Genomic DNA, 23,333 nt, shown 5'->3' on the forward strand with positions numbered 1-23,333 from the left:
AAGCCGTGAAAGCGCGCCTCCGCCGCGTGAACCGCTTAAAGTAGATGATCGAATGGCTCAGCGACGACGGCTCCGGCACTATCGCCGGCGAACCAAGCACTTGGCACGCGACGCCGGACCGGACCTTGGGGTCGCGCCCGTGGAGAACCCGGAATTCAACGGCATGGCCAAGGCCATCGCGCGCATGATCGAGCGCGATTATGTCCACGTCTCGTGCCTTCCGAATGCTCGAACCGTCATCGATACCGTGCCGATCTGGTTCGAACACGACGATACCGCTCACCCGCACAAGGCGCTCGGTATTCTCTCACTGCGCGAGTTCATTGCGCCCCGACAAGCCCCCTGATCCTGTCGGGTCGTTCCGGACATTAAAAATTCTCTGTTCGGCCTGCCTATCATATAGGTCGCTTTACGAAACTCCATGTCACCTGCCTTCCATTTGGGTTTCGAGCGGACATGTAATCCACTTGAATAGCGGACGTGTCGCCTGCGGGACGCCGCTGCCGTTTCGAGGCCAGACGATGTTCCTGGACGCTCAGGCAAACGGGTCTGGCAGGGCAGGCCCTGTGCTACCAGCTCGCCGCGAGGGCGGAGAAAATCAGATGGGGGCGAGAACGTGAGTACCGTAATCAGTCGATCCGATGATGCCAATGATATGCTGGCGAGACGGTTGCGCGCGGCAGGCTCACTCAGCACGATGGACGAGGTGATGCTGTCGCGTTTGCATTGGGATGTTGTCGACATTCCCGCAAAGACCGACTTCCTCAATGAGGGAGATCGGCCGAACCGTTGCTGCCTGCTGATCGATGGTCTGATCATCCGCTCCAACTTCACGCAGGGCGGCGAACGCCAGATCCAGTCCGTTCATATTCCCGGTGATATGCCGGACCTCCAGAGTCTCCATCTCAAGCAGATGGATCACTATATCGGAACCGTTTCCCCTTGCAGGGTGGCGTTCATCAGCCACGATGCCATTTTGCGCACGCTCGAACGATCCAAGGATTTGACTGCTCGGTTTTGGCGCGAGTCGCTGATCGACGCGGCTCTCTATCGTGCCATCATCGTGCGCAACGCGCGCCTTGGATCAACCGAGCGGCTGGCACATTTCATCTGCGAGATGTGGTGCCGCTTCGAGGCGGTCGGGCTGACGGACAATTCCGGCTTTCCCTTTGCGATGACACAAGAAATGGTGGGCCAGGTTCTCGGGCTCAGCATCGTGAGCGTGAACCGATCCATGCAACTGCTTCGTGCGGAGGGTCTTGTGGTCTGGGATCGTGGTCGCATCGACATTCTGGATTGGAATCGGCTGGCTGGTCTCGGACAGTTCGACCCGACCTTCCTTCATCTCAACGATTGATCGGACCGCAAGACGTCTCTAACGGAAGTGCGCTCGATCGGGCCGAACACAGCGGCTTGACACGGGGCCTGCGGATTGACTCGGCCGCGTCCCCACGTCAGACAAGGAGTTCATTCGGACGATTTTCATGCGCGATTATTATACGATCACGGAGCTGACTCGCGAGTTCGACATCTCGACGAGGACGATCCGTTTCTATGAGGACGAAGGGCTGATCGCGCCGATCCGGCGCGGGCGCACGCGTCTGTTTCGCCATTCGGATCGTCATCTTTTGCGCATGATCCTGCGCGGAAAGCGCCTCGGATTTTCGATCGCGGAGATCCGCGAGATCATGGGGATGTACAAGACGCCGCCCGGCGAAGCGGGACAGTTGCGAGCGATCGTCAAGCGTGTGGCGGACAAGCGCTCGGAACTCGAACAGAAGCGGCGCGATATCGATGATTTACTGGCCGAACTGGATCAGGCGGAAGAAGCCTGCCTGACGCGTATGGCCGAACTCGGAATTTCTCCTTCCAGCTGAGTTCGCGCGCCCGGGGCGATGCGGGCGCAACGACGCCCTATGGCTGCGCGTTGAACGAACAATAATTGACGGTCTCGCTGACGCGGCCCGTTTCGGCCTCGGTCAACTGGCTTCGAAGGAGCCGATCCAGCAGATGCGCCTCTTGAAGCTTCTGTTGCACGCATCCGCAATAAGCCACACAGAAACTGGCATCCCGATCTCTCTCGCAGGTCTGGCGGCAGCTTTGCTGAAAGGCTGCCGTCTGATCCGGCGGGGCGATGAAGGCCGCGGCCGCGACCACACCGATCGAAATCGGCTGGTGCAGGAGATAGAACAGAAGGGAATGTCGCCCGAGCGTCGAAAGGGGCCATAAAGGGCGAAACACGCCATTCAGGCCCTCCAGCTTCCTCCAGATGCCGAACCGAGCGAAAGCCTGCGCGATCGCCATGCCGATCAGGATCGGCCCGAACCAGGGAAACAGAGGAACGAAATCGTTGGAAAGCGGGGGATGCTCGGAGAAGCCGATCCACGCCAACCATCGACTGTCCGTCCAAGGCGTCGTGAAAGCGAATGAGACGGCGATGACAAGTGCGGCTGAGGCTGCCGTCAGCCAGAAGGGCAGACGCAGAAAGGCGAGCGCCAGCAGGCTTCCCAATGCGATGAGATGCAGAATGCCGAAAAAAACGAAGCCTTGGGGCGTGAAGGCCAGCGTGGCCGCTGTGATGGCGGCTGCACTGGCGGCGATCTGAAAACAGCGTTTGCGAAACGATGGCCAGCGAATGCCCTCGCCATGGGCCAGCACGAGACCGACGCCAACGAGGATCAGGAAGCTCGAGGCGATCACTCTGGCGAAAAGCTTCCAGCCGCCCACCTGAGCATAGCCTGGCGGCAGATAACCGAAAAACTCCAGATCCCAAGTGAAATGGTACACGAGCATCGCGATGAGCGCGCAGCCGCGCGCCACGTCGAGACATTCGATCCGGCCGATCGCTCTGTTTTGCGATGTCGTCATGACGCTTCCACTGGTTCGCTGCCCGTTTCGCCTATCTCAATCCAAGATCAAAGGCGACCCGCATAGGGGACAGCCTGACGCCGAAAGAGACCCACGCATGAAGATGATCGAAGCATCGGGCGCTCGCATTCCAGCCCTGGGATTTGGAACCTACAAACTCACCGGCGATCTTTGCGTCCAAATGGTGGAGAAAGCGATCGAAGCCGGTTATCGGCATATCGATACCGCGCGAATGTATGGCAACGAGCGCGAGGTTGGGCAGGGCATCCGAAACAGCGGTCTCGCGCGCAGCGAAGCGTTCGTGACCACGAAGGTCTGGTTCGAAGATATTGGCGCGGATCGACTCATGCGGTCGGCCACCGAGGCTGTCGAAGCGCTGGATGTCGGGCCCGTCGATCTCCTGCTGATCCACTGGCCGAACGCAGCCATCCCGCTGGAGGATTCCATCGGCGCGCTGAACGAGGCGAAGGAGAAGGGACTGACGCGTCATATCGGCGTCGCGAACTTCCCCAGCACCCTGATGGATGATGCCGCGGCGATGAGCTCGGCTCCGCTCGTCTGCAATCAGGTCGAATATCATCCGCTCCTGTCCCAGGAGGCGATCCTGCACGCCTGCGAACGCAATGACACGGCGCTGATAGCCTATTCGCCGATCGGCCAAGGAGGCGAGTTGCTCCAGCATCCGACCGTTATGGGTATTGCGAACCGTCTCGGGCGGACCCCCGCTCAAGTCATCCTGCGTTGGGAACTCGATCAGCCTCGGGTCGGAGCCATTCCCCGAACATCCAATGAAGAGCGCCTACAAGAAAATTTCGACGTCTTCTCGTTCGAGCTGTCCGATACCGACCGCCAATCCTTGAACGCGATGACGCAGCAGCGCAAGCGATTGGTGAACCCCAGCTTCGCACCGGCTTGGGATCGGATCTGACACGCGCAGGATCGCATCGCGGGGCGGCGCATCGATGCCTATGCCGTCCCTGCGTTGACTCTGAAAGGTTTCAACCGATTTATGTTCTTCGCGGTTTCCAAACTGGGCTGGTATCTCGTCCAGCCTCTTGTCGCCATCCTTCTGGCTTTCGGTGTCGGCTTTCTCTGCCTCGCACTGAAGCTGCCGCGAACCGGCATCACGCTTCTGGCGATCGGCTGCGCGAGTCTAACCATTTTCAGCCTGTCGCCACTCGGGCTCCTCATGCTGGCTCCGCTTGAGAACCGATTTCCCAAGCCGGTATTGCCCGAGCGCGTGACCGGCATCGTGGTTCTCGGCGGCTCGTTCGATACGCTCGTCGCCCGAACACGCGGCGAGCCAGAGCTTAACGACGCGGCTGACCGCATCACGACGACACTCGCTCTATCTCGCCTCTACCCGGACGCCAAAGTGATCTTCAGCGGCGGGGCCGCGGCGATGTTCGAGGAGGACGTGACCGAGTCCTCGGTTGCTCAGAAACTGTTTGACCAACTTGGGCTGGCACCCGAACGCCTCATTCTGGAGGACCGTTCCCGCAACACGATCGAGAATGCGCGCTTCTCAAAGGAGTTGGCCTCGCCGCAGCGAGGTGAGACCTGGTTGCTCGTCACCTCCGCGGCTCATATGCCTCGGTCGGTCGGCTGTTTCCGTACAGCCGGCTTCGACATCATCCCATATCCAACCGACTATCAGACACCGGGCGGCGACATGAAATACCGGCCTTCGACGGCCACGGTGCGCAATCTGGAAAAGGTGCATTTTGCGATACGCGAATATCTGGGCCTATTCGCCTATTATCTGACAGGGAAGACCGATGCCTGGATCCCAGCGCCTCACGCGCCATCCGGTAAGGCCAATCTGTAGATTCCCTTGAAATCGTCCGGATCCACCGGCCGTCCCTTACGCAGGATGCGAACGTCGCCGGCCTTCGCCATTCTGACCGCCTCCGCCCGGATCGGGGTCATCATCCGGCGCCAGACCTTTTCATCCGATCCTGCGAGGCTGCGGGCGATTTCCGAGGGGCAGACGGTCTTGTCTGCGCCTCGCTCCATCACCGCCGAAGCGATGGCCTGTTGGATGGCTTCTTTCGAAATCATCGAAGTTCCTCCGAGTCAGGGGCCAGGCAATCGTTCGCTTCCGAGAAGAACTGACGACGGGCAAGAATCAGGATGACGATCGTCGTCGTCAGCATCAGCACTTTCGGGCCTAGAAACCAGCCAAGATAGGCCATGCCGAAAAAGATCGCCCTGAGTCCGGAATTGAAGTGGCGAGCCGCGATCTGGTTCATGCGGATCGCGCGACGCACAGCCCGCTCGGCCGCGTCCTGATCCGCCTCGGCCTCCCGCGCCATCGGAACGGCGCCGATCAGGATCGTGCAGTAATTGAACAGGCGATAGGCCCAGCCGAATTTGAAGAAGGCGAAGATGAAGATCGTGACGAGGCCGAGAAGCTTCGTTTCCAGAAGCGCGCGGTCGAAATTGCCTTCCAGCGGAAGGTCGGTGACGACCGAGGCGATATGATCGGCCGCACCGATCAACGCGAAACATCCGCCAATGGCGAAAATACAAGCCGAGGCGAAAAAGCCCGTGCCTTGCTGGAGCCCGGTCATGATGGCCGTGTCGATCATGCGTAGATCGCGCTTCAGCATCGTCCACATCCAGATCTCGCGCTGGCTGTTCATCCGGCGGCTGAGGCCATGGCTGGAAAGAGCGGTGCCGTCCACCGCGAAAGAGTAGATGGCCCAGCCCAGACTGAAGGTGACGAGTGCCAGAAGATTCTCGACATCGAAGATCTGCTGGAACGGCATGGCGGGAGATCCGACGCTGAAGAAGGGTGACGGCGCTTGGCCCCTAGCATGTTGTGGGAGCGACGTCAGGCGGCCTTGACCTGATCGGTTGTCAAGCGGATGGAGGTTTCATGCCGCTTCATATGATCAAGCTCTGCGTCGGGGTCGAGACAATCGAGGACCTCCAGACGCATGTCGAACATCGCCTGCTGGCCCAGCGTCTCGCCGGCCAGCCGGAAGAGCAATTCCACGTCACCCGAGTCATGCCCAAACGCGCAGATGACATTGTCGCCGGCGGCTCCCTCTACTGGGTCATTCGCGGGCAGGTTCAGGTTCGTCAGCCCGTCTTGCGGTTCGACCCATTCACCGCCGAGGACGGGATCGAGCGTTGCCGGATCGTTCTCAGGCCCGAGTTCATCGCCACGCAATGGCAGCCCAGGCGCGCCTTTCAGGGCTGGCGCTATCTCGTCTCGGACGATGCGCCGCCCGACCGAGGGGCCGAGGAGGGCGTTGGCCTTCCCCAGCAGCTTCAACGCGAGTTGGCCGATCTCGGCCTGCTCTAAGGTGAAGAGCCGATGCCAAATCCGCGCGGGATCAACTGGAAGCTTCGTCCCCCAGCTCTCAACCGCGCGGGCTGCGCCCACAGGAGATGCGCACGGCTGGCGTGCCGGCAGGTCCGTCGACCTTGAGGTAGATCAGGCCTTCGGGCTGCGCGGCGCGCCAAGCCCGAGCGCCATGGCACAGGAGTAGACCCACCAAGTCCTTCGCGCGAACCCGCGTCTTGCCGTCGCGATAGTCGCCCAGACGCGAGGCCGCTTGCTGGAGCGGGTGAAGACCGATCGAAGACACGTTCGAGGCCTTTTCCCCGGCGGACGTGTAACCAAGGATTTCCTGCTCAACCGACATGGGAACCTCGAACTGACTCGTAACAAACTGGCGGGCGAAATAAGGTGAGCGATCGACTGCGAAACCAATACGGATCGCGGTCGAGCCGGTTCAGCGTTGATCAATCAGCGCCGATTGCATAGCAGGCGTAGGAGCGGGCCTTCAGAACATCACAGGCCGCGTTGGCGGCGGCTTTCGTGTCGAAACCCGCGAAACGCGCTCGGTAGAGGGTCTGCGAACCGCTGGCGACAGCTTCCGTGAACGGCTTGGCGCGGGCGAGCGCCGACCCGCCACGCTGCTTGGCTTCGGCGAGAATATCCAATGCGGTCGACTCGGCCGGCGTGGCCGCGATTTGGACGATCCAGCCCGAAGAGGCGAGGGATGCCGTCGCCACGGTTGGAACGGACGCTCCCGGAATAGCCACGCGCGGACGCGGCGCCCCCGCCAAGGCATTCGAGGTCGGAATTTCGAGAGCGTCCTGACCTTTCTGCCCCATGGCGGCTCGCAGCGCATCCCGGCCAATCGCGGATCGTTCGGGCGCCGTAATCGCGTTCATCGCCCCGGCCGCGTTGGAGCCGTAAGCCTGCGCCACACGCTCGTTGATGGACGAGGCCCGGCGCGTCGGCAACGGGACGCTCTGCGGGACTTCGGCGACGTGTGACGATACGGACGGACCGCGAACAGCCGGCGAATAAGCCGCGATCAAAGGCTCGCTGCCACGCGTGCTCACGTCAGGAAGATATTTGTTGACGAGCTCGACCATATGATCATCGCGCGAGCGGGCCGTCCGCCCGCCCATGACCACCGCCACCAGCTTCTTGTTGCCGCGAACGACCGAGGTGACGAGGTTGAAGCCGGATGCGTTGATATAGCCGGTTTTGATGCCGTCGACACCTTGAACACGCCCGAGAAGCCGGTTGTGATTGCCGATCACCTGGCCACGGAAGTTGAAGGAGCGACGGCTGAAGTAGCTGTAATATTGCGGGAAATGCTCACGAAGGGCGATGCCGAGCGTCGCCATGTCGCGCGCGGTCGTCATCTGGCCGGGATTGGGAAGACCGTTGGCGTTCTGAAAATTCGTCCGCGTCATGCCCAGCTTGCGAGCCTTCGACGTCATCATCTCCGCGAACTGGCTCTCCGTGCCCCCGAGAAACTCGCCAATCACCACAGCCGCGTCATTAGCCGATCGCGTGACGAGACCCAGAATGCCTTCCTCCACGGAGATCGTGGTTCCGGGCTTCAACCCGAGCTTAGATGGCGGGCGAGCGGAGGCGTAAGCCGAGACCTTCATCGGGGTGGAAAGCGTCGCACGGCCACTCTCCAACGCATCGAACAGCATATAGAGGGTCATCATCTTCGTGAGCGAAGCGGGATAACGGCGTTCGTCGCTGCTCTTGGAGAAGAGAACCTTGCCGTTGTTCGCGTCAATCACGATCGCCGAATAGCGGTCGTCCTTGGCCTGAGCGTGCGCCGCGGGCGCCTGTAGAATGAGCGTGGCGCCAACGAGGAGGGATCCAGCCGTCAAGCCAATCGACTTGGCGAAGACATCGATCCGGGAAGGGGCCTTGAGCATGGGCAGCTCTCTCGTCTCTGCAATTGTCGAGATGCCGCGACTCGACTTCGCAGTCGAACCCTTACCAACAGTGTGGCGTAGCGATCTCATCTGGAGGAAAGATACGCCCGAGGGCCTTACCAATCCGTTTATGGTTGCCGGAACCTTGTGATCGCATGAGGGCATTCGCTTCAAAGTTTATGTGAAATCGGAAGGCTTCACCCTTTTTTCCTCAAAACCTCCGATTGCAGCTTGCATTCATTGTGCGATGCAATATATTCGGATGCGCTGCAGCGAACTGCGGTGACGGGTTGGAAACGGGAGCATTGCAATGAACATGTATGCGGACGCTGGTCAGGCCAGCAAGGAAGCCATGGACAACGTCCTCAAGTCGATCTCCGCGATGACGAAGGGCTTCCAGCAGATCGCCGCCGAGACCGGTGACTTCACCAAGCGCAATTACGAGACCTCGACCAAGATGTTGGAAGAGCTCGCTCAGACCCGGACGCCCGACAAGGCGATCGAAGTCCAGACGAATTACATGAAGTCCTGCTACGAGGCATGGGTCTCGCAGGCTTCGAAGATCAACGAGATCTACGCCGGCGTCGCTCGCGAGACCTTCAAGCCGTTCGAGAACAACCTGAACAAGGCGGCAAATTTCGCTCAGGACGCTTCGTATCAGGCGGCCTGAAGCCTCCTTCCTACAACGAGCGAGAATGCACGAAGCCCGGCGCCAGCCGGGCTTTTTTTATGTTCTTCGGTGTAGAGCGATACCGCCTCTTGCGGCGACAGACCGAATCTTGTGGTGTCTGGGATCGCAAGGGTGGCGTTGAGAATTTCGGCTGCGGCGGGATGGCGTCTTAAAATGAGCCAGAGTGCACATACATATCAGCCGAAGGCGAAGGTGACGGCATTGAACGATATGGTCTTGAGGACAAGGACTCCGACATCGAAGGTCCGCCTACAGGCGGGTGATGACGACGGCGTCGGCAACGACCGGGGCACGTCCGTCATTACGCGTACGAAGCCGAAAACCAAACGACCCAATCTTTACAGAGTGCTTCTTCTCAATGACGATTACACTCCGATGGAGTTCGTCATCCACGTTCTCGAGCGGTTCTTTCAGAAGGACCGGGAGGCGGCCACGCGCATCATGCTCCATGTCCACAAGCATGGGGTGGGCGAGTGCGGCGTCTACACCTACGAGGTCGCGGAAACGAAGGTGACGCAGGTCATGGATTTCGCCCGTCAGCATCAGCATCCGCTTCAATGCGTGATGGAAAAGAATTGAGGTGAAGCTTGCCGACATTTTCTCAAAGCCTCGAAAAGTCGCTGCATCAAGCGCTGACCTACGCAAACGAACGCCATCAGGAATTTGCCACTCTCGAACATCTCCTCCTGGCCCTTCTGGACGATAAGGACGCGGCCAATGTGATGCGCGGGTGCAGTGTCGATCTCGACGCTCTGCGCTCGTCCCTGATCGAATATATCGATACCGAACTCGCCAATCTGGTGAACGGCAGCGACGACGATTCCAAGCCGACCGCCGGCTTCCATCGCGTGATCCAGCGCGCCGTGATTCACGTTCAGTCCTCTGGCCGGGACGAAGTGACGGGCGCCAATGTTCTCGTCGCGATCTTCGCCGAGCGCGAAAGCCACGCCGCCTTCTTCCTGCAGGAGCAGGAGATGACGCGATACGATGCCGTGAATTTCATTTCGCATGGAATTTCCAAGCGTCCTGGCGCGTCCGAAGGCCGCACCGTGCGCGGAACGGAGGACGAGCAGTCGGTCATGGGGAATGAGGACGAGGGGCGTCGCAAGTCGACGCAGGACGCTCTGACGGCGTATTGCGTCAATCTCAACGAGAAGGCGAAAACCGGGCGGATCGATCCGCTGATTGGACGCGCCAACGAGATCAACCGAACCATTCAGGTTCTCTGCCGCCGTTCCAAGAACAACCCGCTCTATGTCGGCGACCCCGGCGTCGGAAAGACGGCGATCGCGGAAGGTCTGGCCAAGCGAATCGTTGAAGGCGACGTTCCGGAAGTCCTGTCGGATGCCACGATCTTCTCGCTCGATATGGGAACGCTCTTGGCCGGCACGCGCTATCGTGGCGATTTCGAGGAGAGGTTGAAGCAGGTCGTCAAGGAGCTCGAGGAGTTTCCGGGTGCCGTCCTGTTCATCGACGAGATCCATACGGTAATCGGGGCAGGCGCGACCTCGGGCGGCGCGATGGACGCGTCCAATCTTCTGAAACCGGCGTTGTCTTCGGGGGCGATCCGCTGCATCGGCTCGACCACCTATAAGGAATACCGCCAGTTCTTCGAGAAGGACCGGGCGCTCGTCCGTCGCTTCCAGAAGATCGACGTGGCCGAGCCCTCCGTGGAGGATGCGGTGGCCATTCTGAAGGGATTGAAGCCTTACTTCGAAGATTTCCACCATGTGAAATTTTCGAACGAGGCCATCCGTTCGGCCGTGGAATTGTCGGCCCGCTACATCAACGATCGGAAGCTGCCGGACAAGGCGATCGACGTGATCGACGAGACAGGCGCATCGCAGATGCTGCTGCCCGAGCCCAAGCGCAAGAAGAGCATCGGGGTCAAGGAGATCGAGGCGACCGTCGCGACGATGGCGCGCATTCCGCCGAAATCGGTGTCCAAGGATGACGAAGAGGTTCTCTCGAACCTCACCGAGCAGTTGAAGCGCGTCGTCTATGGTCAGGACGCCGCCATCGAGAGCCTGACGACGGCGATCAAGCTGGCGCGCGCGGGCCTGCGTGAACCGGAGAAGCCGATCGGCTCCTACCTCTTTTCGGGCCCGACCGGCGTCGGCAAGACGGAAGTCGCCAAACAGCTGGCGTCGGCACTCGGGATCGAGCTCCTGCGCTTCGATATGTCCGAGTATATGGAGCGCCACACGGTCTCGCGGTTGATCGGCGCGCCTCCCGGCTATGTAGGCTTCGATCAGGGCGGCCTGCTGACGGACGGCGTCGACCAGCATCCGCATTGCGTGTTGCTGCTCGATGAAATCGAGAAGGCGCATCCCGATCTGTTTAACATCCTGCTGCAGGTCATGGATCACGGGAAACTGACGGATCACAACGGAAAGAAGATCGACTTCCGCAATGTGATCCTGATCATGACGACCAACGCGGGCGCGTCAGAGTCCCAAAAGGCCGCGATCGGCTTTGGCTCGACCAGACGGACGGGCGACGATGTGGAGGCGATCAACCGCCTGTTCACACCGGAATTCCGCAACCGCCTCGATGCGATCATTCCGTTCGGCCCGCTGCCCACGCCGGTGATTCACGAAGTCGTCCAGAAATTCGTGATGCAGCTGGAAGCGCAGCTTTCGGAGCGCGGCGTGACCTTCGAACTTCATCCCGATGCCATCGCATGGCTGGCAGAGAAGGGCTATGATGAGCACATGGGGGCGCGGCCGCTCGGCCGTGTCATTCAGGAATATGTCAAAAAGCCTCTGGCTGACGAGGTTCTCTTCGGCAAGCTCAAGCGCGGCGGGACGGTCAAGGTCACGGTGGTGTCGGACGAGGCGGGTGCCAAGAAGCTCGCGCTCGAAGCCATTGCGGACGAATCCTTCACCAAACCTCGCAAGGCCAGCGCAAAGCGAGCTAAGGTTGGACCGAACGGCGAAGACGTCATCGAAGAGGACGAGGACGAAGACTTCGAACTCGACGACAATCAGGATGTCACGGAGTCTGGCGAGGCTCAGGAGACCGCTCGTCCAGCTGAAGAGCCCTCGTCTCGCGGTGGCAAAAGGGCCGGAACCGTTCCGAAAATTCCCCGCAAGCCGAATTGATGGGTTAAGGAAAGGCCGCCTTCCGGGCGGCCTTTTTCATGTCGCCGCCCTGTTGATTCAATCGGGCGATGGCATGGACCGTTTGCAAGAGCACGAACAGGACGAGACGCGGCTTTGGGTCTGGCGAGGAATTCGTCAGATCGCTTCTGCGCCGGCGCTGATTCTGGTGACGGCACATCTGGGTTTCGCCGGTCTGGCGCGCGATGCCGGGCTCAACTGGTTCGAAGCCTCGTTTATGGTCTTTTCGATCTGGGCGCTGCCGGCCAATATCATCCTTCTGGGTTCGATCACCGCCGGCTTGTCGTTGGTGGCGACAGCTTTTGCCGTCGGGTTGTCTTCCCTGCGGCTGATGCCGATGGTCATGTCGTTGATGCCGGACCTTCGCGCGAAGCGAACACGAACGAGCACACTTCTTGTTCTGTCCCATTTCGTGGCGGTCACAGCCTGGGTCGTGGCGATGGAGCGCCTTCCCGATATTCCACGCCGCTACCGAACAGCGTTTTTCGCGGGGTTCGGCATCACGCTGACTGTCATCAACACCTTGATCGTCGCGTTCGCCTTCAATCTGATGGGTCAGTTTCCGGCGCTCGTCACTGGCGCCCTGGCTTTCTTGACGCCCGTTTATTTTCTCACATCGCTCTACGGCTCCGCGCGTGACGTGACCGGCCGGTTGGCCTTGTTTCTCGGGATGGTCGCCATCGTTCCAGCCAATCGGCTTGCTCCCGATTTCGACATTCTGATCGCCGGGATTGCGGCCGGGCTTCTGTCCCTTGTGATCGGTCGTCTCGTGGCGTCGAGGTCCCCTGAATGAGCCTCGATCTCAATTACGGCGCCATGGCCGCCCCATGGTGGCCCTTCGTATTCATTCTTCTGGCGGGATGGTTGCCGACCGACATCTGGCGATGGCTGGGTGTCCTGTCGTCGGGACGGATCAGCGAATCATCGCCGCTGATCATCGGCGCAAGGGCTGTTGCGACGGGGCTGGTCGCCGCCGTGATCGCGCGGCTCGTGCTATTTCCCGGTGGGTCGTCGCTGGCCGCGATCCCGGATTGGATCCGGATCGCGGCTCTGGGAGGAGGATTCTGTGCCTACCTCTGGCTCGGGCGTCAGACGCTCGTTGCCATCCTCGTCGCCGAGATCATCCTCCTCGGTTTGCCTTGGATGATGGGTATCATCTGATCCATTAAGCCAGATGTTCGCGAATCCGTTCGGCTTGTTCGGTGAGAACGGATGGGTCCGCCATCCCGGATACGCCGTGCCCCTTGAGCACCAAACCTTCGTAGCGCGGAATCACATGAAAATGCAGGTGAAAGACGGTCTGCCCGCCCGCCGCTTCGTTGAACTGCATCACCGAAACGCCGTCCGCACCGAAGGCTGACTTCGTGGCGCGTGCGAGACGAGCGACCTCGACCATCGCGGACTGAAGCGCTGCATCTTCGGCGTCGAGAAGATTGCGGGACGCTGACTTCGGGATGACGAGGCAATGCCCCTCGGATTGCGGCATGATGTCCATGATCGCGAGAACGGCATCCGTTTCGTAGATCTTCGTGCTGGGAATCTCTCCGCGTAGAATCTTCGCGAAAATATTAGTGTCGTCATAAGGCATCATGGCCAGCTCAAATCCTCGGGTTACGATCCGCCGATCTTAATTGCGAGGTGTCGCAGGTCTAGCTGCCGCCGTGGTCGCCATCGTCGTTTTTGCGAAAGGGCGTATGATCCGAGAGAAGCTCGTGCATCCGCTCGACATCCCGTCGTTCGCGCCGGAGATATTGTTCGACAGCGGCGCGCAAACCGGAATGGGCGATGTAATGTGCAGAATGCGTGGTGACGGGCTCATAGCCGCGCGCGAGCTTATGCTCGCCCTGAGCGCCCGCTTCCACGACCTCCAGCTTGTGCTCGATCGCGTAATCGATCGCCTGATGGTAGCAGACTTCGAAATGCAGGAAGGGATGCTCCTCGATGCATCCCCAATAGCGACCGAAGATGCGACCGGCGCCGACAAGATTGAGCGCACCGGCGATATATCGCCCTTCGCGCTTCGCCATCACCAGAACGACGCTTGGGCCCATGCGCTCGCCAAGAAGCGAGAAGAAGCGACGGTTGAGGTAGGGCCGACCCCACTTCCGGCTTCCCGTGTCCATGTAGAACGAGAAGAACGCGTCCCACGCACTTTCGGTCAGCTCTCGTCCGCTCAGGCGCTCGATGCTGATGCCGTTGTCCAGCGCGTCCCGGCGTTCCTTGCGCAAGCCCTTGCGCTTGCGGGACGCCAGGGTCTCCAGAAACTCGTCGTAACTGTCATAGCCGCGATTGACGAAGTGGAACTGCTGGTCGGTCCGATGCAGAAACTCGTCGTCCGACAGCGCGGCGAGATCGTCCGGCGTCAGGAAGGTGGCATGAGCCGACGAGACTCCCGCCGCCGCGACATAGCCCTTGATGGCTTGCGCCATCATATGCCGGCAAAGTCCTGCCTCTTCGCTGCTGCCAACCAGAAGCCTCGGGCCGGTCACCGGAGAAAAGGGCGCGCTGATCTGGAGCTTGGGATAATATCGCCCACCCGCCCGCTCGAAGGCGTCGGCCCAGCCGTGGTCAAAGACATATTCGCCCTGACTATGGCTCTTGAGATAGGCGGGCGCGACCGCCACGATCCGCCCCGAGTCATCGGACAGGGCGAGGTGCTGCACTTGCCATCCAGAGCGCGGTCCGACGCAGCCGGCATCCTCAAGGCAAGACAAGAATGCATGAGAGACAAATGGGTTGATCGTGCAGGCTGAGTCGACTTTGGCCAACCCGTCCCACAGCTCGGGATCGACGCCCGATATGGCGTCGATCACGCTCAGCGTCATGGTGCCTGGCGTCGGATCGACGCCGTCGCGGCCAACGTCCATAGGACCTCCAGGTTTGGGGGAAGTCAGCGCGTTGGCGTAAATCCCTCGAATGTCATTTGATCCGCATGGAGCGAACTGCGCTCCATCTCGTCCGGTGTGCGCACCGTCCAACTGATGACCGGCGCGCCGCGTTCCGTACGAACCCAATCCACGAATGCGTTCGGAAGATGATGAACGTTATAGGACGTGAAGTCGCATCGATCGTCGAAAATCCGCCGATGCGCGTCCAGAATTTCCGGGCGGATCCCTTCGGCGGTCAAGCCAAGGGGATAGAGCCCGCCGAGATCATCGGACTGCTCCAGCAGCCAATGATCAAAGGACATGAAGGCGAGGGGGCCGTTATAATCTTGGGCCACCGCTGCGACCGCCCCGACGAACCCCTGGTCACTGGCTGGATCGATGCCCTTCAGCTCCACGATGAGGGGAACCTGGCCGCACACGAGGGCCAACAGGTCCGCAAGACTCGGGATCGTGTCGGAGCTGGATCCCAGACGCAACGCCGATAGGGCATCGGCCGAGCGAGTGCGGATCGATCCCGCGCTACCCGTCAGCCGCTCGAGATTTTCGTCATGAAACACGACCGGCACACGATCGGCCGAGAGATGCACGTCGCACTCAATGGCGTATCCGGCGTCGATCGCGGCCCGAAACGCCGACATCGAGTTCTCGAAGACGGCAGCATTCCCGTCATGCAACCCCCGATGCGCGATCGGGCGCTCCTTCAGCCAGTCTGCGGTTAACCCGGCCATGTCGCTCACGCGATCTCGAACAAGGCTTCTATCTCGACGGCCGCATCCATCGGAAGCGCGGGAACACCCACCGCCGAGCGTGCATGACGGCCGCGATCGCCCAGGATCTGAACGAGGAAATCCGACGCTCCGTTGGCGACCTTATGCTGGTCGGTGAAAGCTGCATCGCTTGCCACGAAGACCGTGAGCTTCAGGAGGCGGCCGATCGATTCGAGGTCTCCGAGAGCGGCCTCCGCCTGCGCCAGGATATTGATTGCGCAGTAGCGCGCGGCGGCTTGGCCATCTTCCAGGGAGACGCCGGCGCCGAGCTTGCCCGCAACCGCGATCTTGCCTTCCGACAGGGGCAACTGACCCGATGTCTGGAGCAGGTTGCCAAACCGAACCCAGGGCACATAATTGGCAGCCGGTGCGGCGGCCTGCGGCAGCTGGACACCTGCGTCGGCCAAGCGGCTGGCGATCGTGCTGGTCATGCGAATCCTCATCGGTTGATGCCTCGAAGCGACCGCTAGCAGGTTTTGGCCGAGCCTTCGATACGTGCCGAAGGCAATCTCTAGCGAAAGTTCGAACCGTATGCGGATCCGTCTCCTCACCCTCGGCGCCGTCATCCAGACGGCTGCGCTCATGCCGGCGACAGCCGCCGCTTTGCGTCCTCATGAGGCGGTCTACGACCTGACACTCGATCGCTCCGACTCGGACATCAGCGGAGCGCAGGGACGGATCGCCCTGCAATTGAAGCAGGATGCCTGCGAAGCGCTGAGCCTCGACTACCGGTTTCTGGTGCGCTTCCAGCAGGAAACCGAGACGACCATGACCGATCAACGCACGCTGTCGCGGGAGACGGTCAAAGGCGATCGGTTCGAGTTCGAAACACGGAGCACGATCGACGGAGCAGAGCAGGAGACGGTTCAGGGGAAAGCGGAGAACGGTCCGGGCGGAACCCATATCGCCTACGAAAAGCCCGTGGCACGGGAGGTCGAGATCGAACTCGCGACCTTCCCTTTGCATCATACAGCTCAGATCATCGAGAAGGCCCAAATGGGCCAACGCATATTCGAAACACGCCTGTTCGACGGCGACAATGAAGCCGACAAAGGTCTGACGACAACGGCCCTGATCGCCCCCTTCGTGGAGAAGCCGGCGGACAAGCCCAGCGAGGCGGTCGCCACCCAGTTGGCAGGCCTGCGATCCTGGCTGATCATCGAGTCCTACTACAACAAGGATAGCGATAAGGACGGGATGCCGATCTTCGAGACGCGCTACCGCCTTTATGAAAACGGGGTGTCCGACGACCTGAAGCTCGACTTCGGCAGCTATGCGCTCAAGGGGCATCTTTCGCACCTCAGCCTTATGGACGCTTCCTGTCCGACGACGCGATGACAGAGGCTCTCGCAATCCGGCTTCGGCCTTCCTATCTTGCTCAGCAGGGCGGGATGGTGTAAGCGGCCGCCTATTCCACACACGGATTTCGAGGATCGACGGTCCCAAGCGACCTTTCTTTCTCGCCGGTGGCAGGTATTTCCCTGCTTCTGTCCGTGGAGGTTCAACCGGTCAAAGGACAATTCCATGGCTCTGCCTGATTATTCCATGCGTCAGCTCCTCGAGGCAGGCGTCCACTTCGGACACCAGACTCATCGCTGGAACCCGAAGATGTCGCCCTTCATCTTCGGCGCACGCAACAACATCCACATCATCGATCTCGCGCAGACTGTGCCGATGCTGCACCGCGCGCTCCAGGCGGTGTCGGACACCGTCTCGCGCGGCGGCCGCGTTCTGTTCGTCGGCACCAAGCGTCAGGCTTCCGAGATCATTGCCGATGCGGCGAACCGTTCGGCTCAGTACTACGTCAACGCCCGCTGGCTCGGCGGTATGTTGACGAACTGGAAGACGATCTCGAACTCGATCCAGCGTCTTCGCAAGCTCGATGAGCTTCTGTCCGGCGAAGCCCAGGGCTTCACCAAGAAGGAGCGCCTCAACCTGCAGCGCGAGCGCGACAAGCTCGACCGCGCTCTGGGCGGCATCAAGGACATGGGCGGCGTGCCGGACATGATCTTCATCATCGACACCAACAAGGAGTCGATCGCGATCGACGAGGCTAAGCGTCTCGGCATTCCGGTCGTCGCCGTGGTCGATTCGAACTGCGATCCTTCCCGCATCGACTTCCCGATCCCGGGCAATGACGACGCCGCGCGCGCCATCTCGCTTTACTGCGATCTGATCGCTCGCGCTGCGGTCGACGGCATCGCCCGTCAGCAGGGCTCGATGGGCGTCGATATCGGCGCGATGGAAGAAGCGCCGATCGAGCCCGCGCTCGAAGAGGCTTCGGCCGAGACCGAAGCTTCCGCTGCGGCCTGATCGACCGAACGAACGAGCATCCCGGCGGTGCCTGCGCGCCGCCGAACCAAACGGCGCACCCTTCCTCAGAGGTTTGGTGCGCCAATTTTTTAAGACAGAGGCCAATTCATGACGATCTCCGCTTCGATGGTGAAGGACCTGCGCGAGAAGACCGGCGCAGGTATGATGGACTGCAAGACCGCGCTGGCCGAAACCAATGGCGACATTGAAGCCGCGATCGACTGGCTGCGCGCCAAGGGCATTGCCAAGGCAGACAAGAAGTCGGGTCGCACCGCGGCTGAAGGCCTCGTCGGCGTCGCGGCCGGCGACAACAAGGCCGTCGTCGTCGAAGTGAACTCCGAAACCGACTTCGTTGCTCGTAACGATGCGTTCCAGACGCTGGTTCGCAACGTCGCCCAGGTCGCTCTGGCGACGGACGGCACGGTCGACGCGGTTGCAGCCGGAACCTATCCCGCATCCGAGAAGTCGGTTGCCGACACGATCAAGGACGCGATCGGCACGATCGGCGAAAACATGAACCTGCGTCGTTCGGCGCAGCTCAGCGTGTCCAACGGCGTCGTGGCGACCTACATCCACAATCAGGTCGTTGAAGGCCTCGGCAAGATGGGCGTTCTGGTTGCGATCGAGTCGGACGGCGATAAGGCGGCGCTGAACGCATTCGGTCGTCAGGTTGCCATGCATGTGGCCGCTACCAACCCACTCGCTCTGGTCGAGACGGAAATCGATGCCGCGACGGTCGAGCGCGAGAAGGCCGTGTTCTCGGAGCAGGCCCGTCAGTCCGGCAAGCCGGACGCGATCGTCGAAAAGATGGTCGAGGGTCGTCTGCGCAAGTTCTACGAGGAAGTCGTTCTCCTCAAGCAGGCTTTCGTGATCAATCCCGACCTCACGGTCGAGAAGGCTCTCGAAGCCGTCGCCAAGGAAGCCGGCGCTCCCGCGAAGATCACCGGTTTCGTCCGCTTCGCGCTGGGCGAAGGCATTGAGCGCGAGCAGAGCGACTTCGCCGCCGAAGTTGCGGCTGCAGCTGGCAAGAAGTAAGCGGGAAGCCGCCTTTCTTTCTTCTTGTTCGATATTCGGGGCGCCCGCTTGAGAAGCGGGCGCCCTTCCTGTATCGCAAGCCGGCACCTCAATCAGGACACTTGCATGACCCTCCGTTTCAAACGCGTTCTTCTGAAAGTGTCGGGCGAGGCGTTGATGGGCCAGCAAGGTTTCGGCATCGATGTTGCCGTGGCCGACCGCATCGCAGGTGACATTCGCGAAGCGCGCGAACTCGGCGTCGAGATTTCGGTCGTGATCGGCGGCGGCAATATCTTCCGCGGCGTTGCAGTCGCGTCCAAAGGCGGAGATCGCGTCACCGGCGACCATATGGGCATGTTGGCGACCGTCATCAACGCACTGGCGCTGCGTACCTCGCTCACCAAGATCGGCGTCGACGCGATTGTTCTTTCGGCCATTGCGATGCCGGAAATTTGCGAGAGCTTCTCCCAACGCGCCGCTTTGGCCCATGCGGAAGCGGGCAGGGTGGTGATCTTTGCGGGCGGCACAGGCAATCCCTTCTTCACGACCGACTCCGCCGCCGCCCTCAGAGCCGCCGAGATGGGCGCGCACGCCCTGTTCAAGGGGACGCAGGTCGATGGTATCTATTCCGCCGATCCCAAGCTCGTGCCGGACGCGACGCGTTTCGACCAGCTGACGCACGATGACGTGTTGAGTCGCGGCCTTGCTGTTATGGATGTGACGGCCGTCGCGCTGGCGCGTGAGAACCATATTCCGATCGTCGTGTTCTCGATCCACGAACAGGGCGAATTCACCCGGATCCTGACGGGCGGTGGCCGCTCCACGATCGTGTCCGACTAAAGTTCAGCGTACGAATAATCAGAGGAAATCCCATGGCTGCTCCGGATCTGAATGAATTGAAGCGTCGCATGGATGGCGCGGTCACCTCGTTCAAGGGCGATCTTGCAGGACTTCGGACGGGCCGCGCTTCGGCAAACCTCCTGGACCCGATCGTCGTGACGGCCTACGGCTCGACCATGCCGCTCAATCAGGTGGCCAACGTGACCGTTCCCGAACCGCGTATGGTCGCCGTGTCCGTCTGGGACAAGGGCATGGTGGGTGCCGTCGAGCGCGCTATTCGCGAAAGCAGCCTCGGCCTCAATCCGATCACGGACGGTTCGACCCTGCGCATTCCGCTTCCCGAGCTGAATGAACAGCGCCGCCGTGAACTCGCCAAGGTCGCCCATACCTATGCCGAGAACGCGCGTGTTGCCGCGCGCCATGTTCGCCGCGACGGAATGGACACCTTGAAAAAGGCGGAAAAGGACGGCGACGTCAGCCAGGACGATAGCCGCGTCACGTCTGACCGCATTCAGAAGATGACGGATGAAACCATTTCCGAGATCGATAAGGCGCTTTCCGTAAAGGAAGCTGAAATCATGCAGGTCTAGTTTTCGGTCGATCCCAATAATCTAGACGGCAGAGCGGAGAGCGCGGTGGAACAGGTGCGGCAGCCCCAACACGTCGCCATCATCATGGATGGCAATGGACGCTGGGCAAAGGCGCGTGGCCTGCCGCGCACGCTTGGGCATCGACGCGGCGTCGAGGCCGTGCGAGAAGCCGTGCGTGCGGCGCGCGAATTCGGTGTGCGCTATCTCACTCTCTTCGCTTTTTCGTCCGAAAACTGGAAACGGCCGGTCGAAGAGGTCGGCGAGCTTCTGCGTCTTCTTAAAGTCTTTATCCGGCGCGATCTTGCCGACCTGCACCGGGAGGGCGTTCGCGTTCGCGTTATTGGCGAGCGACAGAGCTTGCCGCGCGATATCCGCGGACTTCTGGAAGAAGCTGAAAGTCTAACGGTCGGCAATGATCGCAACACACTGATCATTGCTTTCAACTACGGCGCGCGAGACGAGATGGCTCGCGCGATGAAGCGGATCGGCTCCAAAATCCAGTCCGGCGAACTGTCGCTGGATGCGATTTCGCCAACGCTCGTGGACGAGCATCTGGACACCGCTGGCATTCCCGACCCAGACCTGATCATTCGCACGAGCGGCGAATTGCGCTTGAGCAACTTCCTTCTCTGGCAGGCTGCCTATTCCGAATTCGCCTTCCTGCCGTGCCTCTGGCCCGATTTCGACCGAGCTGCTTTCCGAGCGGCCCTTGACGACTACACGATGCGCGACCGCCGGTTCGGCGGCTTGTCGCATGAAATTGCATCCTGACGAATGGGACTTGGTCTCGGACGCCTCGCCGCAACGCAATCTTGGACGGACCTCCGGTCGCGTTTGATCTCGGCGATCGTGCTGGGAATCACCGTCCTGCTTCTGACGTTCATGGGAGGCGTGGCGTTTCGTCTTCTTTGCTGCGCAGCCTCCGTCATCGTCTTCGATGAGTGGTCGCGAATGACGCGCGCAAAGCGGGCTGGGGATATCTATATCTTCGCCCGCCGCTCCCTGTATGTGAGCTTGGCACTTTTCTTCTTCGGACTTCATGGCTGGTCATTGACGGTCCTCCTGGGGTCCACCGCGTTCATCGGGATCGTGGATCAAGGGGAGCGCAAGGCCAATTGGGTCATGGGTGGCCTCGTCTACGGCGGAGCCGCAGGCATGGCGCCGGGCATTCTGCGAGACAGCGGCCCGGAAGGATTGGCCGCGCTCGGGCTAGTCATCTGCGTCGTATGGGCGACCGATATCTTCGCCTATTTTACAGGGCGCACCTTCGGCGGCCCCAAACTCATGCCCATGGTTTCACCGAAAAAGACCATGTCCGGGGCGCTGGGCGGTCTGTTGGCCGGAACACTTCTCGGGATGGGCTTCGAATATTGGCTCACCGACGATATCAGTCTGAAAGTCGCTGTCCTGTGCGCCGTTCTTTCCATCGTAGGGCAGGCAGGCGACCTTTATGAATCCTGGATCAAGCGCCGCTTCGGCGTGAAGGATTCCGGGCGTTTGATCCCGGGGCATGGCGGCCTCATGGATCGGATTGACGCCCTGATCATTTCGACCGGCGTCCTGCTTCTGGTCGGCATCCTGGGCTCCGGATTGGCGCATCCAGCTCGCGCGGTCTTCGATTTCTGACTTAAAAACGAGAATGTTGAGCGAACATCGCTAAGCGGCGGGCGCTATGTCCGTCGCCTGACGAGATGAACAAAGGGCATGGACATGGATCTCGCGAGTTTGCCTGACGCCATCTGGAACATGGCGCTGATCAAGATCGTGCCGTTCCTTTTCGTGCTGACGGTCATCGTCTTCTTTCACGAACTCGGCCATTATCTGATCGGCCGCTGGTCCGGCATCAAGATTATGGCCTTCTCGATCGGGTTCGGTCCGGAGCTTGTCGGCGTGACGGATCGCCATGGGACGAGATGGAAGCTTTGTGCCATTCCTCTCGGTGGCTACGTCAAGTTTTTCGGAGATGAGAACGCGGCCAGTATGCCGAGTGACGCCGCCCTGCGCGAAGCGTCGGCCGAAGACCGGGCCCGTGCGTTTCAGAGCGCCAGCGTGGGAAAGCGCGCAGCAACGGTTGCGGCCGGTCCCATCGCGAACTTCATACTCGCCATCGTGATCTTCGCAGCCACTGCTTACGCGAGTGGCATCGTCGTCGGCGATCCGATCGTATCGGAAGTGCGCCCGAACTCGCCGGCGGCCGTCGCGGGCATCCAGCCAGGGGATCGGGTAACATCAGCCGACGGGGAGCGCATCCGTTACTTCAGCGACCTTCAGCGCTACGTCTCGACGAGGGCGGGCGAACCCATTCAGCTTGGCCTGGAACGGGGGGGCGAGAACAAGACGGTCAGTGTAACGCCCGATCTTCAGACCCAAACCGATGGATTTGGCAACAGCTACCAGGTCGCCGTCATCGGGATCGTTGCCAATAGCGAGCAGGCGGCGTTTCGCCATGAGAACCTCAGCCCGGTTGAAGCCCTCAATTACGGTGTATCACAGACATGGTTCGTGATCGAGCGGACGGTCGCGTTCATTGGTGGGATTTTCCGTGGCGCCGAGAAAGCTGATCAGATCGGCGGACCGATCAAGATCGCCCAGGTTTCCAGCCAGGTTGCGACACTGGGCTTCGGGCCCTTGCTGAACCTCGCCGCCCTTCTTTCTATCTCCATCGGCCTTCTGAATCTGCTCCCGATTCCCATGCTGGATGGCGGCCATCTCCTGTTTTATGCGTTCGAGGCAGCGCGTGGAAAACCCCTGAGCGAGCGCGTCCAGGAATTCGGTTTCCGGATTGGCCTCGCGCTCGTGATGCTGCTTATGGTATTCGCTTTCTGGAACGATCTTTCGGGTCGCACTTGAAGATCGATCGGGGACTTGGAGAGGGTTAGTCGACTATTCACCATCACGATCGTCCACGTGGCGGTCGTGCAACTCTTTTCCGTTTCATAAAGAGAATCGGATCAGTTTGGTTGAATGCGTCTGCAAAGCCGATACAAACACACGGCCTGCCGACGTATCGGTTTCGGCGTTGTCGGCGACAT

27 protein-coding genes and 1 pseudogene are annotated in these 23,333 nt (G+C 60.6%); 19 read left to right on the top strand and 9 right to left on the bottom strand.

The genetic code is table 11. The annotated features are described in order from the left end of the window. The 3 genes and pseudogenes from AUL36_RS10015 to AUL36_RS10025 form a co-directional block, all read left to right on the top strand. Positions 1 to 346 (top strand): annotated as a pseudogene (locus tag AUL36_RS10015) (hypothetical protein); the annotation flags it as partial. A gap of 363 nt (positions 347 to 709) precedes the next feature. Further along, the gene (locus tag AUL36_RS10020; protein WP_192843816.1) at positions 710 to 1,357 is read left to right on the top strand and encodes a Crp/Fnr family transcriptional regulator; all 648 of its coding nucleotides are present in this window, start codon (positions 710 to 712) and stop codon (positions 1,355 to 1,357) included. Positions 1,358 to 1,484: 127 nt separating this feature from the next. After that, a complete protein-coding gene (locus AUL36_RS10025; RefSeq protein WP_058635320.1) occupies positions 1,485 to 1,877 on the top strand; it encodes a MerR family transcriptional regulator in 393 nt (130 codons plus the stop codon). Positions 1,878 to 1,914: 37 nt separating this feature from the next. Here the strand turns inward: AUL36_RS10025 and AUL36_RS10030 are convergent, their stop codons facing one another. Beyond that, the gene (locus AUL36_RS10030) at positions 1,915 to 2,868 is read right to left on the bottom strand and encodes a heparan-alpha-glucosaminide N-acetyltransferase (RefSeq protein ID WP_062220181.1); all 954 of its coding nucleotides are present in this window, start codon (positions 2,866 to 2,868) and stop codon (positions 1,915 to 1,917) included. Between the two features lie 97 nt (positions 2,869 to 2,965). Between AUL36_RS10030 and AUL36_RS10035 the strand changes: the two genes are divergently transcribed. Both AUL36_RS10035 and AUL36_RS10040 read left to right on the top strand, forming a co-directional pair. Beyond that, complete coding sequence (locus AUL36_RS10035; RefSeq protein ID WP_062220183.1) at positions 2,966 to 3,796, top strand: aldo/keto reductase; 831 nt, start codon at positions 2,966 to 2,968, stop codon at positions 3,794 to 3,796. An 81-nt stretch (positions 3,797 to 3,877) separates the two neighbouring features. Next, entirely contained in the window at positions 3,878 to 4,696 is an 819-nt protein-coding gene (locus AUL36_RS10040; RefSeq protein WP_062220185.1) for a YdcF family protein, read from the top strand. Here AUL36_RS10040 and AUL36_RS10045 read toward each other — a convergent pair. Beyond that, positions 4,666 to 4,929, bottom strand: coding sequence for a DUF3253 domain-containing protein (locus AUL36_RS10045; protein WP_062220186.1), 264 nt, complete (start codon positions 4,927 to 4,929; stop codon positions 4,666 to 4,668). The genes AUL36_RS10040 and AUL36_RS10045 overlap by 31 nt on opposite strands. Continuing rightward, positions 4,926 to 5,639 carry a DUF599 domain-containing protein gene (locus AUL36_RS10050; protein WP_062220187.1) on the bottom strand — a complete coding sequence of 238 codons (714 nt, stop codon included), beginning with the start codon at positions 5,637 to 5,639 and terminating at the stop codon, positions 4,926 to 4,928. The genes AUL36_RS10045 and AUL36_RS10050 overlap by 4 nt, the downstream gene beginning before the upstream one ends. 110 nt (positions 5,640 to 5,749) lie before the next feature. Between AUL36_RS10050 and AUL36_RS10055 the strand changes: the two genes are divergently transcribed. Continuing rightward, positions 5,750 to 6,181 carry a DUF1489 family protein gene (locus AUL36_RS10055; RefSeq protein WP_062220189.1) on the top strand — a complete coding sequence of 144 codons (432 nt, stop codon included), beginning with the start codon at positions 5,750 to 5,752 and terminating at the stop codon, positions 6,179 to 6,181. A 58-nt stretch (positions 6,182 to 6,239) separates the two neighbouring features. On the opposite strand, the gene AUL36_RS10060 is transcribed toward AUL36_RS10055, so the two are convergent. Next, on the bottom strand, positions 6,240 to 6,467 hold the full coding sequence (locus AUL36_RS10060; RefSeq protein ID WP_156419986.1) for a hypothetical protein: 228 nt from the start codon (positions 6,465 to 6,467) through the stop codon (positions 6,240 to 6,242). 157 nt (positions 6,468 to 6,624) lie between these two features. Beyond that, positions 6,625 to 8,076 carry a D-alanyl-D-alanine carboxypeptidase gene (locus AUL36_RS10065; protein WP_062220191.1) on the bottom strand — a complete coding sequence of 484 codons (1,452 nt, stop codon included), beginning with the start codon at positions 8,074 to 8,076 and terminating at the stop codon, positions 6,625 to 6,627. Positions 8,077 to 8,386: 310 nt separating this feature from the next. On the opposite strand from AUL36_RS10065, the gene AUL36_RS10070 reads away from it, so the two are divergent. From AUL36_RS10070 to AUL36_RS10090, 5 genes are all read left to right on the top strand, one after another. Then, complete coding sequence (locus AUL36_RS10070; protein ID WP_058598392.1) at positions 8,387 to 8,746, top strand: phasin family protein; 360 nt, start codon at positions 8,387 to 8,389, stop codon at positions 8,744 to 8,746. Positions 8,747 to 8,977: 231 nt separating this feature from the next. Continuing rightward, entirely contained in the window at positions 8,978 to 9,346 is a 369-nt protein-coding gene (gene clpS, locus AUL36_RS10075) for an ATP-dependent Clp protease adapter ClpS (protein ID WP_058598465.1), read from the top strand. Between the two features lie 8 nt (positions 9,347 to 9,354). After that, the gene (gene clpA / locus AUL36_RS10080; RefSeq protein WP_062220193.1) at positions 9,355 to 11,871 is read left to right on the top strand and encodes an ATP-dependent Clp protease ATP-binding subunit ClpA; all 2,517 of its coding nucleotides are present in this window, start codon (positions 9,355 to 9,357) and stop codon (positions 11,869 to 11,871) included. Beyond that, positions 11,822 to 12,682 (top strand): AzlC family ABC transporter permease, encoded by an 861-nt coding sequence (locus tag AUL36_RS10085; protein ID WP_244497095.1) that lies wholly within the window; start codon positions 11,822 to 11,824, stop codon positions 12,680 to 12,682. Before clpA ends, AUL36_RS10085 begins: the two co-directional genes overlap by 50 nt. Further along, a complete protein-coding gene (locus AUL36_RS10090; RefSeq protein WP_062220197.1) occupies positions 12,679 to 13,050 on the top strand; it encodes an AzlD domain-containing protein in 372 nt (123 codons plus the stop codon). The genes AUL36_RS10085 and AUL36_RS10090 overlap by 4 nt, the downstream gene beginning before the upstream one ends. 4 nt (positions 13,051 to 13,054) lie before the next feature. Here AUL36_RS10090 and AUL36_RS10095 read toward each other — a convergent pair whose 3' ends face one another. Genes AUL36_RS10095 through AUL36_RS10110 form a run of 4 tightly spaced genes read right to left on the bottom strand, consistent with a single transcriptional unit; the run spans position 13,055 to position 15,975 of the window. Next, the gene (locus tag AUL36_RS10095) at positions 13,055 to 13,480 is read right to left on the bottom strand and encodes an HIT family protein (protein ID WP_062220200.1); all 426 of its coding nucleotides are present in this window, start codon (positions 13,478 to 13,480) and stop codon (positions 13,055 to 13,057) included. A gap of 58 nt (positions 13,481 to 13,538) precedes the next feature. Continuing rightward, positions 13,539 to 14,756 (bottom strand): GNAT family N-acetyltransferase, encoded by a 1,218-nt coding sequence (locus AUL36_RS10100; protein ID WP_062220202.1) that lies wholly within the window; start codon positions 14,754 to 14,756, stop codon positions 13,539 to 13,541. Between the two features lie 23 nt (positions 14,757 to 14,779). Next, a complete protein-coding gene (locus tag AUL36_RS10105) occupies positions 14,780 to 15,505 on the bottom strand; it encodes a glycerophosphodiester phosphodiesterase (protein WP_062220204.1) in 726 nt (241 codons plus the stop codon). Positions 15,506 to 15,510: 5 nt separating this feature from the next. Then, positions 15,511 to 15,975 carry a RidA family protein gene (locus tag AUL36_RS10110; RefSeq protein WP_062220205.1) on the bottom strand — a complete coding sequence of 155 codons (465 nt, stop codon included), beginning with the start codon at positions 15,973 to 15,975 and terminating at the stop codon, positions 15,511 to 15,513. A 100-nt stretch (positions 15,976 to 16,075) separates the two neighbouring features. Between AUL36_RS10110 and AUL36_RS10115 the strand changes: the two genes are divergently transcribed. The 8 genes from AUL36_RS10115 to rseP all read left to right on the top strand — a co-directional run bounded on the left by AUL36_RS10115 (position 16,076) and on the right by rseP (position 23,151). Then, the gene (locus AUL36_RS10115) at positions 16,076 to 16,882 is read left to right on the top strand and encodes an EipB family protein (RefSeq protein WP_062220210.1); all 807 of its coding nucleotides are present in this window, start codon (positions 16,076 to 16,078) and stop codon (positions 16,880 to 16,882) included. A gap of 186 nt (positions 16,883 to 17,068) precedes the next feature. Beyond that, positions 17,069 to 17,857, top strand: coding sequence for a 30S ribosomal protein S2 (gene rpsB / locus AUL36_RS10120; RefSeq protein ID WP_058598383.1), 789 nt, complete (start codon positions 17,069 to 17,071; stop codon positions 17,855 to 17,857). Between the two features lie 108 nt (positions 17,858 to 17,965). Continuing rightward, a complete protein-coding gene (gene tsf, locus AUL36_RS10125; protein ID WP_058598382.1) occupies positions 17,966 to 18,892 on the top strand; it encodes a translation elongation factor Ts in 927 nt (308 codons plus the stop codon). A 105-nt stretch (positions 18,893 to 18,997) separates the two neighbouring features. Then, on the top strand, positions 18,998 to 19,711 hold the full coding sequence (pyrH, locus tag AUL36_RS10130; RefSeq protein ID WP_058635303.1) for a UMP kinase: 714 nt from the start codon (positions 18,998 to 19,000) through the stop codon (positions 19,709 to 19,711). Between the two features lie 32 nt (positions 19,712 to 19,743). Beyond that, positions 19,744 to 20,301 (top strand): ribosome recycling factor, encoded by a 558-nt coding sequence (gene frr, locus AUL36_RS10135; RefSeq protein ID WP_058598380.1) that lies wholly within the window; start codon positions 19,744 to 19,746, stop codon positions 20,299 to 20,301. A gap of 84 nt (positions 20,302 to 20,385) precedes the next feature. Further along, positions 20,386 to 21,072 carry an isoprenyl transferase gene (locus AUL36_RS10140; protein ID WP_058598464.1) on the top strand — a complete coding sequence of 229 codons (687 nt, stop codon included), beginning with the start codon at positions 20,386 to 20,388 and terminating at the stop codon, positions 21,070 to 21,072. Between the two features lie 63 nt (positions 21,073 to 21,135). Then, the gene (locus AUL36_RS10145; protein WP_244497096.1) at positions 21,136 to 21,927 is read left to right on the top strand and encodes a phosphatidate cytidylyltransferase; all 792 of its coding nucleotides are present in this window, start codon (positions 21,136 to 21,138) and stop codon (positions 21,925 to 21,927) included. An 84-nt stretch (positions 21,928 to 22,011) separates the two neighbouring features. Next, positions 22,012 to 23,151 carry an RIP metalloprotease RseP gene (gene rseP / locus AUL36_RS10150; RefSeq protein ID WP_062233273.1) on the top strand — a complete coding sequence of 380 codons (1,140 nt, stop codon included), beginning with the start codon at positions 22,012 to 22,014 and terminating at the stop codon, positions 23,149 to 23,151. The last annotated feature ends 182 nt before the right edge of the window (positions 23,152 to 23,333 follow it).

The organism is Aureimonas sp. D3, assembly GCF_001463805.1.
Lineage (GTDB): Bacteria > Pseudomonadota > Alphaproteobacteria > Rhizobiales > Rhizobiaceae > Aureimonas > Aureimonas ureilytica_A.

Bases quoted from the DNA above. Each gene is read 5' to 3' on its own strand.
- AUL36_RS10020 (WP_192843816.1), top strand. From the start codon at position 710: ATGCTGTCGCGTTTGCATTGGGATGTTGTCGACATTCCCGCAAAGACC.
- AUL36_RS10025 (WP_058635320.1), top strand. From the start codon at position 1,485: ATGCGCGATTATTATACGATCACGGAGCTGACTCGCGAGTTCGACATC.
- AUL36_RS10030 (WP_062220181.1), bottom strand. From the start codon at position 2,868: ATGACGACATCGCAAAACAGAGCGATCGGCCGGATCGAATGTCTCGAC.
- AUL36_RS10035 (WP_062220183.1), top strand. From the start codon at position 2,966: ATGAAGATGATCGAAGCATCGGGCGCTCGCATTCCAGCCCTGGGATTT.
- AUL36_RS10040 (WP_062220185.1), top strand. From the start codon at position 3,878: ATGTTCTTCGCGGTTTCCAAACTGGGCTGGTATCTCGTCCAGCCTCTT.
- AUL36_RS10045 (WP_062220186.1), bottom strand. From the start codon at position 4,929: ATGATTTCGAAAGAAGCCATCCAACAGGCCATCGCTTCGGCGGTGATG.
- AUL36_RS10050 (WP_062220187.1), bottom strand. From the start codon at position 5,639: ATGCCGTTCCAGCAGATCTTCGATGTCGAGAATCTTCTGGCACTCGTC.
- AUL36_RS10055 (WP_062220189.1), top strand. From the start codon at position 5,750: ATGCCGCTTCATATGATCAAGCTCTGCGTCGGGGTCGAGACAATCGAG.
- AUL36_RS10065 (WP_062220191.1), bottom strand. From the start codon at position 8,076: ATGCTCAAGGCCCCTTCCCGGATCGATGTCTTCGCCAAGTCGATTGGC.
- AUL36_RS10070 (WP_058598392.1), top strand. From the start codon at position 8,387: ATGAACATGTATGCGGACGCTGGTCAGGCCAGCAAGGAAGCCATGGAC.
- clpS (WP_058598465.1), top strand. From the start codon at position 8,978: ATGGTCTTGAGGACAAGGACTCCGACATCGAAGGTCCGCCTACAGGCG.
- AUL36_RS10090 (WP_062220197.1), top strand. From the start codon at position 12,679: ATGAGCCTCGATCTCAATTACGGCGCCATGGCCGCCCCATGGTGGCCC.
- AUL36_RS10095 (WP_062220200.1), bottom strand. From the start codon at position 13,480: ATGATGCCTTATGACGACACTAATATTTTCGCGAAGATTCTACGCGGA.
- AUL36_RS10100 (WP_062220202.1), bottom strand. From the start codon at position 14,756: ATGGACGTTGGCCGCGACGGCGTCGATCCGACGCCAGGCACCATGACG.
- AUL36_RS10105 (WP_062220204.1), bottom strand. From the start codon at position 15,505: ATGGCCGGGTTAACCGCAGACTGGCTGAAGGAGCGCCCGATCGCGCAT.
- AUL36_RS10110 (WP_062220205.1), bottom strand. From the start codon at position 15,975: ATGACCAGCACGATCGCCAGCCGCTTGGCCGACGCAGGTGTCCAGCTG.
- AUL36_RS10115 (WP_062220210.1), top strand. From the start codon at position 16,076: ATGCGGATCCGTCTCCTCACCCTCGGCGCCGTCATCCAGACGGCTGCG.
- rpsB (WP_058598383.1), top strand. From the start codon at position 17,069: ATGGCTCTGCCTGATTATTCCATGCGTCAGCTCCTCGAGGCAGGCGTC.
- tsf (WP_058598382.1), top strand. From the start codon at position 17,966: ATGACGATCTCCGCTTCGATGGTGAAGGACCTGCGCGAGAAGACCGGC.
- pyrH (WP_058635303.1), top strand. From the start codon at position 18,998: ATGACCCTCCGTTTCAAACGCGTTCTTCTGAAAGTGTCGGGCGAGGCG.
- frr (WP_058598380.1), top strand. From the start codon at position 19,744: ATGGCTGCTCCGGATCTGAATGAATTGAAGCGTCGCATGGATGGCGCG.
- AUL36_RS10140 (WP_058598464.1), top strand. From the start codon at position 20,386: ATGGATGGCAATGGACGCTGGGCAAAGGCGCGTGGCCTGCCGCGCACG.
- rseP (WP_062233273.1), top strand. From the start codon at position 22,012: ATGGATCTCGCGAGTTTGCCTGACGCCATCTGGAACATGGCGCTGATC.